We start from the raw sequence: 17,789 nt of genomic DNA, 5'->3' as shown, positions 1-17,789 counted from the left end.
GCTGCCAAGTGCATTGCCCTGCACTTGGCAGTGGATTAATGAATAAAATAGTTATTTCTCCTGCCTTAATTGATTATCCAAAAAACGTCTAAAGAATCCATTCTGATAAATAGATAAATTCTGCTTTATATTTCACCTGATAGTTTGACGTGAATTTTTGTTAGAATTTTATTTATCACGTCTAATCTTATTTAATAAGATATTTAATTCTGTCAGAGTAAAAGAGGGTAATGACCTTCTGTAATTAAATTAATTGATATTTTTATAATTTCTAACTTAATTAGATAAAGGTGCTGTATTTATATTCAAAATAAATACATATTTTTTGAAAAAACACTGAAATTTACTAATGAATTATCGATTGAAAATGAGCGATGCTTGTTTACATTTTAATAGATGAAATCAATTGGTTAGCTGTTATTGATCGGCGCTCTTGATCTTTTGTATTGGTTTTATGCTATTTTATTGCTTAATCCTGATAATCAGCTTTTTCCCTGCGTAAATTATCAGCGATAAACACCTTGAAATCTCAAGGAAATAAACTAAAAAAATAAAACACAGGGGTATTCCCGTGAATTTTCTAAAACATATCACCATCAGGATGGCGTTATTCTCTATTCTTGTTATATTTTTGTTGCTCTGGGGAGGCGTTTCAACATTTACATTATTTTCACTTAACAAATTAACGCATTCCCTCCATCTGAGCTCGGAACAACAGAAAAGCGTTAATATTATTAATCGGGGTAATGACCAATATTTCCGTGTGGTTACTCGTTTAACGCGTGCGGCAGCTTATCGTCAAAATGGGGCCATTGCCGATGCTGATCGAGAATTAGCTTCAGCCAGTGTCGCTCTTAAAAACACACAAGAAGCATTGCAGAAATTTAAGCTGCAATCTCATGAAGAAATGGATACAGCTCTGACAGAGAAAACCATCCAAAGCTGGTCAACACTGTTGGATAAAGGGATTGAACCGATGTTTAAAGCGGTGTCTGCAAATCGCTTTGAAGACTATAACAGCATGTTTAACAATGAGTATCCACAATTGAGCCGGGAGTTTGGCGCCACAATCGAGAAATACAATTCGGCGGTGGATAAATCAACAGAAGCAGCCAGTTTGCGAGTGGAGTCTTTGGTCACGTGGTGTGAGCGGGCGTTACTGGCGGCACTTATTGCTGGCATCGTTATTTTGATATTAACCGACCGTTATATTGTCAGCTATTTGGTGCGTCCACTGGATTCAATCAAGGTGCATTTTAGACGATTAGCACAAGGGCAATTAGGCAGACCAATGGCTGAATTTGGTCGTAACTGTGTTGGACAATTAATCCCTTATTTGCAAGAAATGCAAAATAGCCTGGTAAATACAGTATCGACTATTCGTAGTAGCACCGATGCGATTTACACCGGTGCGGGCGAAATAGCCGCTGGAAATGCCGACCTTTCTTCGCGTACCGAGCAACAAGCTGCGGCATTAGAAGAAACCGCTGCCAGCATGGAACAGTTAAATGCGACGGTGAAACAGAATGCCGAGAATGCCCATCAGGCCAGTAAATTAGCCGAGAATGCTTCGACAACAGCCCAAAATGGGGGCCGCATTGTTAATGATGTTGTTGCGACCATGAGTAGTATTACCGAAAGCTCACGCCGCATCGCCGATATTATCGGCGTGATAAACAGCATCGCATTCCAAACCAATATTCTGGCATTAAACGCAGCGGTTGAAGCAGCGCGTGCCGGTGAACAAGGGCGCGGTTTTGCGGTGGTCGCCAGTGAAGTCCGCAATTTAGCACAACGCAGTGCGCAGGCGGCCAAGGAAATTGAAGGGCTAATTAGTGAGTCGGTATCACGGGTTAATATGGGGTCACAGCAAGTTTCGAGAGCGGGAGAAACCATGAACAGCATTGTTCAGGCGGTGACGAATGTGACCGATATTATGGGCGAAATTGCTTCTGCTTCTGATGAGCAAAGTCGAGGAATTAGCCAAATTGGTCAGGCGGTTGCAGAAATGGATGGTGTCACACAGCAAAATGCCTCATTGGTACAAGAATCTGCTGCCGCGGCTGCTTCATTAGAAGAACAGGCTCGTCAACTGACTGAGGCGGTGTCTGCTTTTAATCTATCGGATAATACTCAGGCTGCTTAATAATATTAATTTAAATAACTGTCACCCTGCTAGCAAGATGCTGGCGGGGTGTTTTCTTTAGCTATAGCCATAAGAAATTAATCCTCCTCATTCCTCAGGTATCTTAGCGAACAATTACACGCACTCGTTTTAATGTAAATTAAATATTTAATTTTAACACCATAAAACGAATGGTTTATTATTTTTTATGAAATCAACACCTCATTATAATATATTTATTTATCTGATTTTTTTATTTTTATTTTTATTTAATTAATCTATTTCAATCTGTTGGTGTATAGTTAGTTAATTTCAATTAACTTTTCTGATTTATATGGCGACACATGGATGTTTCTTCATATTTATTTAGTACATATAGAATATTTTTATGAGCAATAACGGGGGGGATATTACACATTTGGGATTACCTGTAACGTCGATATACACATCTGTAGCCAAAAAATCATTAGAAGATAATTTGGTATACTCAGTATCAGGTGTTCCGTTTACTCATGGAAACAGTAATGTTAAATTACGTGACCGCCTGGCACTGTAGCAATATATTGTTGATGTACTTAAACGGTTCAGGGAAATAAATCTAAAGTAGCGAAGTTTATGAGTATTACACCGCGAGCATTACGTTATCGGTTGGCCAATATGCGTGAAGATGGTATTGATATCGAGTGTTTATCATAATATTAATAAGGGAAATAATGTCTAAATTTTATCATGATAGACTGTAAATATATCAGAGAGAAATTTAAAATCGAAATATTAAAGTTCGATTTTTAAAAAAACACTATAATTATTTAAGAATTAAAAATGTATTTAAGATGGTATTATCTCTTGTCGGTCTCACCCAATGAGATTGTTTACTCATGTTTGTATAGAGATAATTATTTATTATTTTATATAAATCCAGAGGAAATTATGATTATTAATTTAAACCACAACAGATCTTTTTCTCCCTCACTGAAAGATAGGAATAACAATTCCAGTCAGGATGTACTGGACGGGCCTGCATCTCAAAACTTATCCAATGAAAAATTTTGCTTAGCGAAAAATTTTGTGGCCGTAAATAATTCGAAGGTTAAGCTTCATGATTCTACTAATATAAAAAAACTGTATGTTTTTGGCGATAGTCTTTCAGACGCTGAAGGTAGAATGCGTAAAAAAACACTTGGTATGTTACCCTCTGCATCACAATACTATAAAGGAAGGTTTACCAATGGATTTACTTGGGTTGATTTCCTGACCTCACCAAAAAATATGAATGTTGAAACCATTAATAAAGCTGAGGGGGGCGCGGTTTCTGCCAACTACAGTAAATTAAATCCTGTTTACCGGTTTATGTCTAATATGTCTAAGCAAATTAAAGGGGTACATTTTAATGATTCTGATTTGGCTATTGTATCCCTTGGTTCAAATGATTATATGACGTTCCATAAACGAGATGTTGATAAAGTTGTCCATAGTCAAGAAAAAAATATCAAAAAAATGATTAAAAATGGAGTGAAAAATATATTGGTTATGGGAATTCCTGATCCCTCAATAACACCAGGTATGAAGATGAATGATCAGCAATGTCGGGATGAAATATCTAACATTTCTAAAAAACATAATTTTAAATTAGAATATATTATTGATAGGATTAAAATAGAAAATAAAGGTGTTAATGTTCATTTTTTTGATATTAATAAACATTTAAAAGATATTCTATCTGAAGCAAAAAAACTGGGATATGAAAATGAACACGCCTATCATTCTGGATATGTTGAGTTTGGAAAAAAAGAAAATTTGAATATTAATCATAACTTTTCTTTTAATGACAATTCACATCCATCCCAAGAATTGCATGCCATATTCGCTATGATTATAACGCAGTTTATCACCGAAAAATTCAGTAAACCAACACTGTGATATTTTTATGCAATCGCCTGTTTTTTATATTCCCATTTCTATAAACTAAACAGGCATTATGTGCAATCAAACCCATTAATTCCTTATTACATTTGCCCAATTTAGGTGCTGAGGAATCCCCAGTAATGGGAGGGTGAAAAAAAGACAGGCATAGAGGTGTTCTACTGATTGTGCAACCAATTCAAGGAGATCACCTCTTTGCCTGCTCGCCAAGTATATCAAAACTTCTTCCATGATGCTTTAACACCGTTTCACAAATACCGACAAAATACTTTGTTGGATGCCACCATTTCACTAATTAATGGCGCATCACTGACGTTGACCAGTATCGGCCGTTATTTACCCGGCTCGGCTTAGGTCAACAATAAAATAAAACGAGTTGATCGCTTGCTGGGAAATGAGTCGCCACACCAAGATATCCACCTGATTTTTAATAGAATTATATCGATGACTGACGAGTCAGTTATCTCTGTGTGTTATAGCCGTTGACTGGAGTGGCTATCCTTCTCAGGAACATCATGTACTTCGTGCCAGCCTTATTTGTGACGGACGTTCAATCCCCTTATTAAGCTGGATAGTTTCTTCAGAAAAACAGCAGAACCCGCTGATACAGAAAGCGTTCCTTGATGCTCTTTCCGGTGCGGTTAACCCGCCGGCCAGGTCATCATTGTTACTGATGCTGGGTTCAGGAATGCATGGTTCAGACATATAAAATCACTCGGATGGAATTTTATCGGGCGTATCAGGGGAAATACCCAGATACGGCTGGACTGCAAGGGTGAATACTGGTACTGAGCCTGCTGGCGACACTGAGCACAATAGTGCTGTGGCTTGTGGGCTACGAGTCCGAAAACAAAGGGTTACATCTGAGATACCAGGCCAACAGCATTAAATCACGGTGGGTAATCTCGTATCTGACGTTAGTGGAGAATGTCATGCGACATTCCCCGCTAATTTTAAAGCGAACGGTGTTGAGCACCGTTCTTAATCACCTCGCCAAAACCTACCGAAATATGGTGTTGATTTATTAGCGCTGATTTAGTGGGGATCGCTCAGAATTGCGGTGGGTAAAATCACTCCGCGGTCGAGCGTTCTGATGCTAATGATAAATTATCATTACTCACCGTTGGCTGGAATGAACTCATATAATCGTACGGATTTTGTTCGATGGTATGATGTTTTGAGCCATCATTTTGTTGCAGTATCAAATAATTCAAACCGAAAATTACCATGATGGCCAATAACAAACAGGCAGAAAGACGTTTGTTGCTGAAAATACCTTGCGTAGGCATTATTGCGTTAGGTATCGATACTCGTGAGTGATGACCCGTTTCTACAGTCATTGCAGCTTGTTCGTTTTCTGAACTATCCGCCGTTTGCCCTGATATGATGGAAACAGTCTGCTCGTTAACCACGGGGGCACGGGACTTAACCAGCTTGGTTTCAGTGCTTTCAGCAATGGCAATAATGTTGCAAAAGCAGGGATCTATCCGATAACCCATTTTCGGAATAGTTTGAATAATCCGCCGCTGCTTATTTTTATCACCCAGCGCGACACGCAAAGTATGAATGGCATTAGGCAGGCTATTGTTACCAATAACCCGGTGTTGCCATACCCGTTGGGTTAATTGTTCGCGAGATAAAACTTCATCGGTATGTTCCAGTAAAGCTGAAACAAGTTTGAGCTGATATTTACCCAACCGTTTTTGTTCTTGCGTGATTTGGTGAGTGATAAAACCTGAAGTCATATCAATTGACCAATGATTAACGATATACGTGTAGTTTTTCATATTATTTTTCGACAATCCCAGGCAAGTAGTCGTATCAATACTTCTCATTATTAAGCGCGGAACGCATTTATCTTTGGTGAAGGGTAAAGAGTAAGCACGATCGCTGGCAGTGTCTTTAATAAACTGGAGAAGTCGGCGAGAGTGACTTGCAGTATTGATGATTGGGAAGTTTTTTAGCTGATCTTTCCTCGTCAATTCCTTTGTTAGGAAGAAAAATTTCCTGTGAAATTATTAATCTTAATTTAAATCAATTGGTTGGGTGTTGACATGTATGTTGCTCTATTTGGAGATGATAAAGTTATGATCCTAATTGCGGCATAAAGAGTATAAATGGATAGCAAGAAAGAAAAATTTTCTTTGAGAATGTGGTTATTCCTATGCTTAATTATCTTAACCAGCTAAATTCTATTTAGCTATAATACGTTTTGGGCGAAATTAAACCGTGAGTTAGTGGCTGCCAGCAAATCTTTTGTCCGTGGTGACAAAGCTATTCAGTTTGTAGAATTGAAGAACATGCTCATTACTCTGGATGATAATAAATCTGAACGCTATTTGCAGCTGGAGTGAGGTATTGCCACTGGCGATGATGATGAAATAAAACTATTAGATACCCTATTGATTTGGTGGTGCAGGGAGGCAGCTAATCCTCCCTGTAACTTAAAACATAGTGAGCATTTAGCGTGGTGTGATAGTGACTGTATTGCCATGAGTCGCAATAGTGACTCGCTGGCCCGGTTGGAACTGCGTTACCCCTTGAGCCTGAACCACCAGGAAGGTGGTGCCATTATCACGGCGCACTTCCAATTCGACCCCACTATTGCGGTTCATCATGCTCTGGACTTGCTGACCCACAACCCCACCAGCAACAGCACCTGCTGCGGTACCAAGACGACGGCCTGTTCCACCACCAATAGTGTTACCCAGGAACCCGCCGACCACCGCGCCGCCAACGGCACCGGCAATATTATTGCCATCTCCGCCTTGGATCGTGACCGGGCGTACCGAAACCAGCGTCCCGTAACTGACCGCCTGGGCCTGACCGGCCTGAGAACTGCTGAATGTGTCGCCTGAAAGAGTATTATTATTGGCGCAACCACTGAGTGTGGCAACGGCGATAGCAACAGCAATGAGTGGCTTAATCATAGAGACCCTTCCTGGTTGAAGTTGTTGCCAGATAACATTTATCACATAACCGGTTGAATAGTGACCGGTAAATTAATCATAGCACGACTTGCTTTGCCATAAATTGATTCATGCACAAAATACATAATTAACTCATTATATTTCAGCTGTTATCCCATGATGATCCGTTTTGTAACATTAAGATATGCTGCTAAAAAGGGTAAAAACACTGATGACAAATCTTCAAACTGAATGAAATTGATAAAAATCTGATAGCCGCCAGATTTAACAATTCATATTAGTGCCGCTGTTAAATTAATTATAAATTGCCGGGTCAGATTTATATTTACGAATTTTTCTCATTTCATTTTTTATGAAAGTGAAATTTTTGTTTCTAGTTAAGTAACTAAAAAAACTAATAATTAATTAAATTCATTATAGCGAATCACACTTTTGGGCCTAATGATATTCAATTGTATTAACCCACTTCATATTGCTACCTGACAGATTTTTAAATTTCTGGCAAATGAAATAGTTGCTGAAACGGTTTTAGTTCACAGATATTTCCCCTGTCCCTATTCAATCAATTTCCATTGATAAAGATCAACTTAATTAAAGTTGCAGAGTTACAAACTATTAACAGAAAGCCGCGTTTTTTATAGGGATATGCCCGTTGTTAATATCGGGTATGTGAACAATAGAATAATAATACAGGGGAAAAAAGCATGCTTTCCCAGCATGGCGTTAACCGTCGTGATTTTATGAAGCTTTGTGCTGCATTGGCGGCCACCATGGGTCTCAGTAGCAAGGCTGCCGCTGAAATTGCCAACACAGTCAGTTCACCCCAGCGCCCGCCGGTTATCTGGATTGGCGCTCAGGAGTGTACCGGTTGTACTGAATCACTGTTACGTTCAACTCACCCGACCATTGAGAACCTGCTGTTGAGTGTTATCTCAATGGAGTATCACGAAGTGCTCTCTGCTGCTTTTGGTGAGCAAGCGGAGGAGAATAAACACCGGGCCATCGAGCAGTACAAAGGAAAATATGTGCTGGTGGTGGATGGGTCGATTCCACTGAAAGACGGTGGAATTTACTGCATGGTGGCGGGTAAACCGATTGTTGAGCATATCCGTGAAGCCGCAGAACATGCGGCGGCCATTATTGCCATTGGTTCCTGTTCCGCCTGGGGCGGTGTGCCAGCGACCGGTGGGAACCCGACTGGTGCGGTGAGTTTGCAAGCGGCGCTACCGGGTAAAACGGTGATAAATATTCCCGGCTGTCCACCCAATCCACATAATTTCCTGGCAACAGTGGCCCATATCATTACCTTCGGGCGACCACCGGCATTGGACAGCAAAAACCGTCCGACCTTTGCTTATGGTCGCTTGATCCACGAAAACTGCGAGCGCCGACCACACTTTGATGCTGGCCGTTTTGCCCGTCAGTTTGGCGATGAAGGTCATCGGCAGGGCTGGTGCCTTTATCATCTCGGCTGCAAAGGGCCGGAGACCTACGGCAACTGCCCGACCCTGGAGTTCTGCGATGTTGGCGGCGGCATCTGGCCGGTGGGGATTGGGCACCCTTGCTATGGCTGTAATGAAGAAGGGATTGGCTTCACCAAAGGCATCGCCCAACTGGCGAATGTCGAGAACCCGACACCGCGTGCTGAAAAACCCCTCATTCATAATACAGAAGGCGGCGAGATTTCGACCACTGCGACGGCACTACTGGGTGGCGTGGTGGGATTGGTCGCCGGTGTCAGCCTGATGACGGTACGTGAACTGGGGCGGCAACAGAAGCAGCGCCGCAAAGATGACGATCACTCATCGCGGGAGGAATAGCCGTGAACCGACGTCACTTTTTCAAACTAGCCTCCGGCGGCGTGCTGTTGGCGGGGCTTTCCCCCAGCACCCAGGCCGAGGTGCAAAATCGGCCACCGATCCCCGGCGCGCTGAGCATGTTGTATGACTCCACGTTATGTGTTGGTTGTCAGGCTTGTGTGAGTAAATGTCAGCAGGTCAATCATAGTGAATTGTTTGATCAGGGTAAAAGCTATGCCAGCGGTAACGCGCTTTGGGCGGATAATGACAAACTCAGCCCCTATACCAACAACATTATTCAGGTCTGGACCAGCGGCGCGGGTATTCATAAAGATCAATTGGAAGATGGCTACGCCTATATCAAAAAGCAATGCATGCACTGCGTTGATCCTAACTGTGTTTCCGTCTGCCCGGTTAGTGCGCTGCGCAAAGATGCTAAAACCGGCATTGTTCACTATGACCCGGATGTCTGCACCGGTTGCCGCTACTGCATGGTCGGCTGCCCGTTCAATGTGCCGAAATACGATTATCACAACCCGTTTGGCAAGATCCATAAATGTGAATTGTGCAACCAGAAGGGCGTCGAGCGGCTGGATAAAGGCGGCTTACCCGGTTGTGTCGAGGTCTGCCCGACTGGAGCGGTGATATTCGGCACCCGCGAGGAGTTATTGTCCGAGGCGCAGCGACGGTTGACGCTGAAACCGGGCGAGAATTATCGCTTCCCGCGCCAAACACTTAGCGCCAATGACACCTACGAGCATCCGGTTGCCCACTATGACCCGCATGTTTATGGTGAAAAAGAGGGCGGCGGCACTCAGGTATTAGTGCTGGCTGGCATTCCGACCGAGAAACTTGATTTGCCCCCTCTGGCAGAACTGGCGACTGGCGCGCGTTCTGAGCATGTCCAGCACACCTTATACAAAGGCATGATCCTACCGCTGGCGGTATTGGCGGGGGTTACCGCGTTGGTGCATCGCAATACCCGTGATGAGCGCAAAGACAGCGATACTGACAAGCACGATAATAAGGACGGCCATGATGACGATGCATAAATCCAGCCCACTGGGTGGGCGGCTGGTCAGTTGGCCGGTGATGCTGTTAGCGCCTTTTGTCGTGCTGTGCGCGCTGTTGATTGTCAAACGTTTGGTACTGGGCTTAGGGTCGGTCAGTGACTTGAATGGCGGCTTCCCGTGGGGTATCTGGATTGCTTTCGACTTACTGGTCGGCACCGGTTTGGCGTGTGGCGGCTGGGCATTAGCCTGGGCGGTTTACGTGTTCAATCGGGGCGAATATCACCCGCTGGTGCGCCCGGCGCTACTCGCCAGTTTGTTTGGTTACGCGCTCGGTGGGCTTTCCATCACCATCGACGTGGGCCGTTACTGGAACTTGCCTTACTTCTTTATTCCCGGCCATTTCAACGTCAATTCGGTGCTATTCGAAACCGCCGTCTGTATGACCATTTATATCGGTGTGATGGCAGTGGAGTTTGCTCCGGCGCTGTTTGAACGGTTAGGGTGGAAAGTTTCGCTGAAGCGGCTGAACAAAGTGATGTTTTTTGTTATCGCGCTCGGTGCACTGTTGCCGACCATGCATCAGTCTTCAATGGGATCATTAATGATCGCCGCCGGTGCCAAGATCCATCCGTTATGGCAAAGCTACGAGATGTTGCCGCTGTTCTCCCTACTGACCGCCGCCATTTTGGGCTTCTCGATTGTTATTTTCGAAGGCTCGCTGGTACAGGCCGGATTACGGGGGCGGGGAGCCAATGAAGCGCCATTATTCACACGATTAACCACCATCATCGACGTCTTTTTACTGCTGTTTATCGTGCTACGTCTCGGTGAAGTTATGGTACGCCATAAGACCGAATATTTGTGGCATTTTGACCGCTATGCCATCGCTTTCTGGGCTGAAATTGTCCTGATGGCCTTGCCGCTACTGATCTTCCGTATTCGGCGGGCCAGAGAAGATAGCCGCTTACTGTTTATCGGGGCGCTCTGCATGATAAGTGGTGGGGCGCTGTGGCGGCTCAATTATTCACTCTTAGCCTTCAACCCCGGCGGCGGCTATAACTACTTTCCCACCACCAGTGAAATCCTGATCTCCATCGGCTTCGTTGCCATTGAGGTCTGTGCCTACATTTTATTGATTCGACTGTTGCCGGTGCTTCCTGCTCACGGACAGTTACATAAGAATAATCAGACAGAGGTAAAGCATGAGCCAACGCATCACCATTGATCCCGTCACCCGTATTGAGGGGCACCTGCGGATCGACTGCGAAATTGAGGACGGCAAAGTCATTAAAGCCTGGTCCTCCGGCACCATGTGGCGTGGCATGGAAGAAATTTTACAAGGCAATGATCCGCGCGATGCCTGGATGATTGTGCAGCGCATTTGCGGCGTCTGTACCACCATTCATGCCATTGCTTCGGTGCGGGCAGTGGAAAATGCATTAGGGATGGAAGTGCCGGTTAATGCGCAGCATATCCGTAATTTGATTCTGGCCGCGCACAGTATTCATGACCATATCGTGCATTTCTATCAACTCTCGGCACTGGATTGGGTGGATGTCACTTCGGCACTGCAAGCCTCACCACAAAAAGCGGCTGCGATGCTGAGTGGCTTGTCCAGTTGGCCGCTAAACAGCGCGGAAGAGTTCACCCGGGTGCAGCAGAAAATCAAAGATTTGGTCGCCAGCGGGCAGTTAGGTATTTTTGCCAACGGCTATTGGGGCCATCCGGCGATGGCATTGCCGCCAGAGGTCAATTTGATTGCGGTGGCACATTATCTGCAAGCGCTGGAGTGCCAGCGCGATGCCAACCGTATAGTGGCGGTGCTCGGCGGCAAAACACCGCATATTCAGAATCTGGCAGTGGGTGGGGTTGCCAACCCTATTAATCTGGATATGCCAAGTGTGCTCAATCTGGAACGCCTGATGTTGGTGAAATCCTTTATTGACCGGCTGGGCAGCTTTATTGAGCAGGTTTATAAGGTCGATACCGCGGTGATCGCCGCTCACTATCCGAACTGGCTCAATTTGGGCAAAGGGGCGGATGACTACCTTAGCGTGCCGGAGCTGCCAACCGATCGTAAAGGGGAAACCTTCCTGTTGCCGGGGGGATATCTGGAAAAGGGGGCTTTCCGCCCGATAGCCAATCACAACGATCCGTACTTGATAGAAGGTATCGCCGAGAGCGGCAAACACGCCTGGTATCAGGACGACGAACCGCTGGCACCGTGGGAGGGGAAAACCAACCCGAATTACACCGGCTGGCAGGAAGATGGCAAATATTCGTGGGTAAAAGCACCGACTTTCTACGGCAAAACAGTGGAAGTGGGGCCGCTGGCGTGGCTCATGTGCGGGCTGGCCGCCGGACATGTACCGACTAAACAGCATTTCACTGACATCGGTGCGGCTTACCAAAAACTGAGCGGGCAGGCCATTACCGCCGAACAATTACCATCGACTCTGGGGCGCATTATTGGCCGTGCGGTGCATTGCTGTGTGCTGCATGAAACCTTGGCCCAGCAATGGACGGCACTGGTCACCAATATTGGTACTGGTGATATCGAAACCTTTATCAAGCCAGATATTCCTTTGAGCGGCGAAATCCGTGGTGTGGGCTTTGAAGAAGCGCCGCGCGGCATGTTGTCGCACTGGGTGGTTATCAAGGATGGCAAAATTGCCAACTATCAGGCGGTGGTGCCATCAACCTGGAACGCTGGCCCTCGCAATTATAATGATGAGCCGGGGCCATACGAGCAAGCGCTGGTGGGGACACCGGTTGCAGATCCTGCCAAACCACTCGAAGTGGTGCGGACCATTCACTCATTCGACCCGTGTATGTCCTGTGCTGTACATATTGTTGATACAACGGGCAACGAAGTGACCAAAGTCAAGGTGCTGTGATGGGGATTTTGGTATTAGGTATAGGTAATTTATTACTCAGTGATGAAGCTGTCGGTGTGCGAATTGTTGAAGCGCTGGAGCAGCGCTTTCACATCCCACCGGAGCTTGACGTGCTGGATGGTGGCACTGCTGGGCTGGAACTGATGGAAGCTATGGCGAACCGCGAGCATTTGATTGTGGCTGATGCGGTGCTAACCGGGCAACCACCGGGCAGTGTTGCGGTACTGCGCGATAAAGAGATCCCGGCGATGTTTAGCCGCAAAGTGTCACCGCATCAGTTGGGGTTATGTGATGTGCTGATGGCGCTGCAATTGACCGATGAGTTCCCGCGCCAGCTGACTCTGGTGGGGGTGGTACCCGAATCACTGGCACCGAATATCGGCCTGACGCCAACGGTCACGCGGGCCATAGAGCCAGCGCTGGAACAGATTCTGGTGGCATTACATGCTAGTGGGATCACCCTCAAGGCACGAGAAGAAAGTCATGTTTGATGTCATTGCCGGTCATGAACAAAATCCAGCGGCATTGCTGGAACAGGTTTTCGGCCAGGTGGCTGCCGATGAAATGCGCGGCTTACCCTTTTACCGTGACCACATTCCGCTGCGCGCCTGCGGATTTCAGTTATTTGAGCAGCAATGGATCGGCGCGTTATTGACCCCGTGGATGCTGAGTTTAGTGGTATTACCAGGGCCGCAGCAGAGCTGGCAACGTCGTGCGGTGGGGGAGCGCCTGATGCTGGCACTTCCTTGCGGCAGCATTAGTTTTATTGTCAGCGAAATAGATTTTACCGTCAGCGAAATCGCCGGTTGCGGCCAGTATTTGAGCCGCTCATTGATGTCACCGCTGGACACCTCGCTCAGTGCTGAACGGGCGTTACAACTGGCGGAGCAAAGTGCGCGTATGGCGCTCTCACTGCCGGTGATGGATGCCGATGCTCCTGCCAACCCACGGCGGCGGGCTTTGTTTAACAAAGTTAGCCAAATAAAGAATCAGCATGCATGAAATCAGTTTGTGTCTCAGCACGTTGGAGCTGATTGAAAAACAGGCGCGGCTTAACGGTGCTACACGGATAACCGCGGTCTGGCTGGAAATTGGCGCGCTCTCCTGTATTGAAGAGAGCGCCTTACGCTTCAGTTTCGAAGCCGCCAGCCGCAAAACACTGGCCGAAAATTGCCAATTGCATCTCAGCTACATGCCCGCAGTGGCCTGGTGCTGGGAGTGCAGCAACAGCGTTGCCATTGAACGGCATGATGCCGGGTGCCCGCATTGCGGCAGCCATGCTCTGCAAGTAGAGAGTGGCAGCAATTTGCAGGTGAAACAGATAGAAGTGGAATAATTCTGAAGGAGTGAATTCCTATGTGTACGACTTGTGGTTGCGCCAGCGGCGAGAGAAAGATCGAGGGCGACGACAATCATCAACATGATGATCACCACCACGCCCACCATGACGATCACCACCATCATCATCACGATGACGGCCACCACCACGATCATCACCACCATGACCAGCACGAAAGTGATGCCCCGACGCAAAAGATTCAGCATAAACATAAACACAAATATGTTGCCAAGGGGACACAGCCAGTGATTGTTCATCACCACTACTATTACCATCAGGGCGATGTTCACCATCACTATCATGGCAAAGCGCCAGAACCGATGGCAACCATTGAATCTGAGGACACCGAACCCGATGACACAGACGCCCCCACCACAGAGCCTTTCACTCCGCAAGTTCATGCTGACAAGCTGGGGCTGCATTATGGGCAGGGTGAAGCCGGTGGCCATGCGCCGGGCATGGGGCAGCGCCGTTTGTTGCAAATCGAGCAAGATGTGCTGAGCAAAAATAATCAGTTAGCCAGCCATAACCGTGAGCATTTTGTCGAGCAACATATTTTGGCGCTGAATTTGGTTTCCAGCCCCGGTTCTGGCAAAACCACGCTGTTGACCACCACTTTGCAACTGCTGGCTGGGCAAGTGCCTTGCGCGGTGATTGAAGGTGATCAGCAAACGACTCATGATGCCGAACGCATTCGCGCCACCGGTGTTCCGGCGATTCAGGTCAATACCGGTAAAGGCTGCCATCTGGATGCGCAGATGGTGCATGATGCTGCCCACCGCCTGAATCTCAGCAATGACAGCCTGTTGTTTATTGAGAATGTTGGTAATTTGGTGTGTCCCGCCAGTTTTGATCTCGGCGAACGCCATAAAGTGGCGGTGCTTTCGGTGACGGAAGGCGAAGATAAACCGCTGAAATACCCTCATATGTTTGCCGCCTCCACCCTAATGATTATCAATAAAATCGACCTGCTGCCGTACCTGGATTTTGATATCGAACAGTGCATTAATTATGCCCGTCAGGTGAATCCGGATATTCAGGTCATTGCGTTGTCAGCCAGTAGCGGTGAGGGGATGGATTTGTGGCTGGAATGGCTGGAGGCACAGCGATGTGCTTAGGCGTACCCGGCAAAATAGTGGCGGTGGGGGAAGATATCCATCAACTGGCATGGGTGGAAGTGAGCGGTGTCAAACGTGAAATCAATATCGCGTTGGTGTGCGACGAGTCACCGTCTGACCTGCTCGGCCAATGGGTATTGGTGCATGTCGGGTTTGCTATGAGCTTGCTTGATGAAGAAGAAGCCCAGCAAACACTGGCGGCGTTAGCGCATATGCAGGCCGTTGGGCTGGATCTGGATGATGTCGCCAGCGAGGCTAATGATGCGCTACGTTGATGAATTCCGCGATCCGGCACTGGTCAGTGCATTATTACAGCGGATCGAAAACTTATTGCCACAACTTGCCGATCAACAACGCTTGCCGCTGCAAATTATGGAAGTGTGTGGCGGCCACACGCACGCAATCTTCAAATTTGGTCTGGATCAACTGCTGCCAGAGGGTTTGGAATTTGTTCACGGGCCGGGTTGCCCGGTGTGTGTATTGCCGATGGGCCGTATCGACAGTTGTTTGGAAATTGCCGCTCACCCACAGGTGATTTTCTGCACTTACGGCGACGCCATGCGGGTGCCGGGGCGTCATGGCTCCATGCTGGATGCCAAGCGGCGCGGGGCAGATATTCGTGTGGTTTACTCGCCGCTGGATGCCCTGACATTGGCACAGCGCCATCCTGATCGCGAAGTGGTATTTTTCGGCCTCGGTTTTGAAACCACCATGCCTGCTACCGCCTTAACATTGCAACAAGCCAAACGGCTGGGGCTGAGCAACTTCACCGTGTTCTGCCAGCACATCACTATCATTCCTACCTTGCGCAGCCTGCTACAACAACCCGATGTGCGCATTGACGGTTTCCTCGCACCCGGCCATGTCAGCATGGTGATTGGTACTACGCCATACGACTTTATATGCAGCCAATTCAATAAACCGCTGGTGGTCACCGGCTTTGAGCCGCTGGATATTTTGCAAGGGCTGGTGATGCTGCTGGAGCAGATGGTCAGTGGGCGTTGTGCGGTAGAAAACCAATATCGGCGCATTGTGCCCGACAGCGGCAACCTGCTAGCGCAACAGGCGCTGACCGAGATATTTGTAACCAAAGAGCGCAGCGAGTGGCGTGGATTGGGCGAAATCGCCGATTCCGGTGTACAGCTTAGCCCGGCTTATCAGGCGTTTGATGCTGAGCGGCGCTTCACCCCGCAACAGCAACGAGTGGCCGATGATCCGCGATCCCGCTGCGGCGATGTATTGACCGGTCGTTGCAAACCGGATCAATGCCCGCTGTTTGGTGGCGAATGCACGCCAGATAATGCATTTGGGGCGCTGATGGTTTCCTCCGAAGGGGCTTGCTCTGCTTATCATCAATACCGATAGCCCCTCGTACTTGAGGCCGCAGGGATGTGAAAGGCGTTCGCTTGCTGCCTACCTGCAACCCCAATGACTTTGGGTATTGTTTTCAATGGGCCACAACTAAATGAATAAACAAGAGATTACCTTGGCACACGGCAGTGGCGGGCGGGCAATGCAGAGCTTGATCGAATCTCTGTTTTTGGCGGCGTTCTCTAACCCGGCACTGAATGAGCGGGAAGATCAGGCGCGTATTGCGCTGGCGGATCTGGTTGCACAGGGGGATCGACTGGCGGTATCGACCGACAGCTATGTGATTGATCCTATTTTCTTTCCCGGCGGCGACATCGGCAAACTGGCGGTGTGCGGCACGGCCAATGATGTGGCGGTGAGTGGCGCGACTCCGCGCTATCTTTCCTGTGGTTTTATTCTGGAAGAAGGGCTACCGATGGCTTCTCTGGAGCGCATTGTGTATTCAATGGCGGCCACCGCACAGCAAGCGGGTATTCAGATAGTCACCGGCGATACCAAAGTGGTTCAGCGCGGCGCGGCGGATAAGATCTTTATCAATACCACCGGCATCGGCGTGATCCCAGCAGATATCCAGTGGGGAACGGCGATGATCCGTGCGGGCGATCGGATCGTTGTCAGCGGCACCTTAGGTGATCATGGCGCAACCATCCTAAATCTACGCGAAGGTTTGGGGCTGGAGGCGGAACTGACCAGTGATTGCGCGCTACTGGCACCGTTGATTGCGCCACTACGCCATATTACCGGTGTGCGGGCGTTGCGTGATGCCACTCGTGGTGGGGTTACGGCAATTCTGCACGAATTCGCCGCCGCCAGCGGCTGTGGCATGGAAATCAACGAAGCGGATTTACCATTAAAACCGGCGGTACGCGGCATTTGCGAATTACTCGGGCTGGATGCACTCAACTTTGCCAATGAGGGCAAGCTGGTGCTGGTGGTCTCACCTGAGGCGCAAGATGCTGTTTTAGCTGAATTACAGCGCCACCCACTCGGCCGTGATGCCGCCGTTATCGGGCAGGTGACCGAGAATAAACAGGTGCGATTATGTGGCGCATTTGGCGTTTCACGTAAACTGGATTTGCCGTTGGATGAGCCGCTACCTCGAATCTGCTGATCCCATTTGTCCTTGAAGTGACAGGCGATTAACAAGTTGATAAGCGGGGAAATGTACCGAATGGGTCGTAGCGACGTAAGTCGCCGGAGCGCCCATCGGTGCAGTCGCCCCGCGATCTCCAAGCTATAAAACAAGCTGCTGGCAGCCTTGCGAAGGAGTTTTT

14 protein-coding genes and 3 pseudogenes are annotated in these 17,789 nt (G+C 47.6%); 15 read left to right on the top strand and 2 right to left on the bottom strand.

The window, feature by feature from the left end; all coding sequences use genetic code 11:
- The first annotated feature begins 571 nt into the window (after positions 1 to 571).
- The 4 genes and pseudogenes from FGL26_RS12475 (at position 572) to FGL26_RS12460 (ending at position 5,076) form a co-directional block, all read left to right on the top strand.
- A complete protein-coding gene (locus FGL26_RS12475) occupies positions 572 to 2,146 on the top strand; it encodes a methyl-accepting chemotaxis protein (protein WP_005173977.1) in 1,575 nt (524 codons plus the stop codon).
- A 499-nt stretch (positions 2,147 to 2,645) separates the two neighbouring features.
- Positions 2,646 to 2,821: pseudogene (locus FGL26_RS21965) on the top strand (helix-turn-helix domain-containing protein); the annotation flags it as partial.
- Between the two features lie 234 nt (positions 2,822 to 3,055).
- Complete coding sequence (locus FGL26_RS12465) at positions 3,056 to 4,045, top strand: SGNH/GDSL hydrolase family protein (RefSeq protein WP_005173974.1); 990 nt, start codon at positions 3,056 to 3,058, stop codon at positions 4,043 to 4,045.
- 198 nt (positions 4,046 to 4,243) lie between these two features.
- Positions 4,244 to 5,076, top strand: a pseudogene (locus FGL26_RS12460) (IS4 family transposase).
- Between the two features lie 431 nt (positions 5,077 to 5,507).
- Here FGL26_RS12460 and FGL26_RS21960 read toward each other — a convergent pair.
- Positions 5,508 to 5,835 (bottom strand): annotated as a pseudogene (locus tag FGL26_RS21960) (winged helix-turn-helix domain-containing protein); the annotation flags it as partial.
- 675 nt (positions 5,836 to 6,510) lie between these two features.
- Entirely contained in the window at positions 6,511 to 6,978 is a 468-nt protein-coding gene (locus FGL26_RS12450; RefSeq protein WP_005157253.1) for an outer membrane lipoprotein, read from the bottom strand.
- A gap of 704 nt (positions 6,979 to 7,682) precedes the next feature.
- Here FGL26_RS12450 and hybO point away from each other — a divergent pair.
- From hybO to hypE, 11 genes are all read left to right on the top strand, one after another.
- Entirely contained in the window at positions 7,683 to 8,798 is a 1,116-nt protein-coding gene (gene hybO / locus FGL26_RS12445; protein ID WP_005173957.1) for a hydrogenase 2 small subunit, read from the top strand.
- A 2-nt stretch (positions 8,799 to 8,800) separates the two neighbouring features.
- Positions 8,801 to 9,829: a hydrogenase 2 operon protein HybA gene (hybA, locus tag FGL26_RS12440; protein WP_005173955.1), complete on the top strand. Its 1,029-nt coding sequence runs from the start codon at positions 8,801 to 8,803 to the stop codon at positions 9,827 to 9,829.
- Positions 9,816 to 11,015, top strand: a complete 1,200-nt coding sequence (hybB, locus tag FGL26_RS12435; protein WP_005173953.1) for a Ni/Fe-hydrogenase cytochrome b subunit — start codon at positions 9,816 to 9,818, stop codon at positions 11,013 to 11,015. Before hybA ends, hybB begins: the two co-directional genes overlap by 14 nt.
- Positions 10,993 to 12,687, top strand: a complete 1,695-nt coding sequence (gene hybC / locus FGL26_RS12430) for a hydrogenase 2 large subunit (protein ID WP_005173951.1) — start codon at positions 10,993 to 10,995, stop codon at positions 12,685 to 12,687. The genes hybB and hybC overlap by 23 nt, the downstream gene beginning before the upstream one ends.
- Positions 12,687 to 13,178, top strand: coding sequence for a HyaD/HybD family hydrogenase maturation endopeptidase (locus FGL26_RS12425; RefSeq protein ID WP_138060241.1), 492 nt, complete (start codon positions 12,687 to 12,689; stop codon positions 13,176 to 13,178). The genes hybC and FGL26_RS12425 overlap by 1 nt, the downstream gene beginning before the upstream one ends.
- A complete protein-coding gene (gene hybE / locus FGL26_RS12420) occupies positions 13,171 to 13,689 on the top strand; it encodes a hydrogenase-2 assembly chaperone (RefSeq protein ID WP_005173946.1) in 519 nt (172 codons plus the stop codon). The genes FGL26_RS12425 and hybE overlap by 8 nt, the downstream gene beginning before the upstream one ends.
- Positions 13,682 to 14,023: a hydrogenase maturation nickel metallochaperone HypA gene (gene hypA, locus FGL26_RS12415; RefSeq protein ID WP_005173942.1), complete on the top strand. Its 342-nt coding sequence runs from the start codon at positions 13,682 to 13,684 to the stop codon at positions 14,021 to 14,023. The genes hybE and hypA overlap by 8 nt, the downstream gene beginning before the upstream one ends.
- Positions 14,024 to 14,043: 20 nt before the next feature.
- Positions 14,044 to 15,144, top strand: a complete 1,101-nt coding sequence (gene hypB / locus FGL26_RS12410) for a hydrogenase nickel incorporation protein HypB (RefSeq protein WP_005173941.1) — start codon at positions 14,044 to 14,046, stop codon at positions 15,142 to 15,144.
- Positions 15,135 to 15,419, top strand: a complete 285-nt coding sequence (gene hybG, locus FGL26_RS12405; protein ID WP_005173940.1) for a hydrogenase maturation factor HybG — start codon at positions 15,135 to 15,137, stop codon at positions 15,417 to 15,419. Before hypB ends, hybG begins: the two co-directional genes overlap by 10 nt.
- Entirely contained in the window at positions 15,406 to 16,509 is a 1,104-nt protein-coding gene (gene hypD / locus FGL26_RS12400) for a hydrogenase formation protein HypD (RefSeq protein ID WP_005173932.1), read from the top strand. The genes hybG and hypD overlap by 14 nt, the downstream gene beginning before the upstream one ends.
- Positions 16,510 to 16,609: 100 nt before the next feature.
- Complete coding sequence (hypE, locus tag FGL26_RS12395; protein ID WP_032903080.1) at positions 16,610 to 17,626, top strand: hydrogenase expression/formation protein HypE; 1,017 nt, start codon at positions 16,610 to 16,612, stop codon at positions 17,624 to 17,626.
- Positions 17,627 to 17,789: the final 163 nt, after the last annotated feature.

This window comes from Yersinia enterocolitica subsp. enterocolitica, from assembly GCF_901472495.1.
Classification (GTDB): Bacteria; Pseudomonadota; Gammaproteobacteria; order Enterobacterales; family Enterobacteriaceae; genus Yersinia; species Yersinia enterocolitica.
Note: the sequence above shows the minus strand (reverse complement) of the source record. Positions and strands in the feature narration are given on the sequence as shown.

Excerpts from the sequence above, each read along its gene's own strand:
- FGL26_RS12425 (WP_138060241.1), top strand. The coding sequence starts at position 12,687 with ATGGGGATTTTGGTATTAGGTATAGGTAATTTATTACTCAGTGATGAA.
- hypB (WP_005173941.1), top strand. The coding sequence starts at position 14,044 with ATGTGTACGACTTGTGGTTGCGCCAGCGGCGAGAGAAAGATCGAGGGC.
- hybG (WP_005173940.1), top strand. The coding sequence starts at position 15,135 with ATGTGCTTAGGCGTACCCGGCAAAATAGTGGCGGTGGGGGAAGATATC.
- hypD (WP_005173932.1), top strand. The coding sequence starts at position 15,406 with ATGCGCTACGTTGATGAATTCCGCGATCCGGCACTGGTCAGTGCATTA.
- hypA (WP_005173942.1), top strand. The coding sequence starts at position 13,682 with ATGCATGAAATCAGTTTGTGTCTCAGCACGTTGGAGCTGATTGAAAAA.
- hybB (WP_005173953.1), top strand. The coding sequence starts at position 9,816 with ATGACGATGCATAAATCCAGCCCACTGGGTGGGCGGCTGGTCAGTTGG.
- hypE (WP_032903080.1), top strand. The coding sequence starts at position 16,610 with ATGAATAAACAAGAGATTACCTTGGCACACGGCAGTGGCGGGCGGGCA.
- FGL26_RS12450 (WP_005157253.1), bottom strand. The coding sequence starts at position 6,978 with ATGATTAAGCCACTCATTGCTGTTGCTATCGCCGTTGCCACACTCAGT.
- hybE (WP_005173946.1), top strand. The coding sequence starts at position 13,171 with ATGTTTGATGTCATTGCCGGTCATGAACAAAATCCAGCGGCATTGCTG.
- FGL26_RS12465 (WP_005173974.1), top strand. The coding sequence starts at position 3,056 with ATGATTATTAATTTAAACCACAACAGATCTTTTTCTCCCTCACTGAAA.
- hybO (WP_005173957.1), top strand. The coding sequence starts at position 7,683 with ATGCTTTCCCAGCATGGCGTTAACCGTCGTGATTTTATGAAGCTTTGT.
- hybC (WP_005173951.1), top strand. The coding sequence starts at position 10,993 with ATGAGCCAACGCATCACCATTGATCCCGTCACCCGTATTGAGGGGCAC.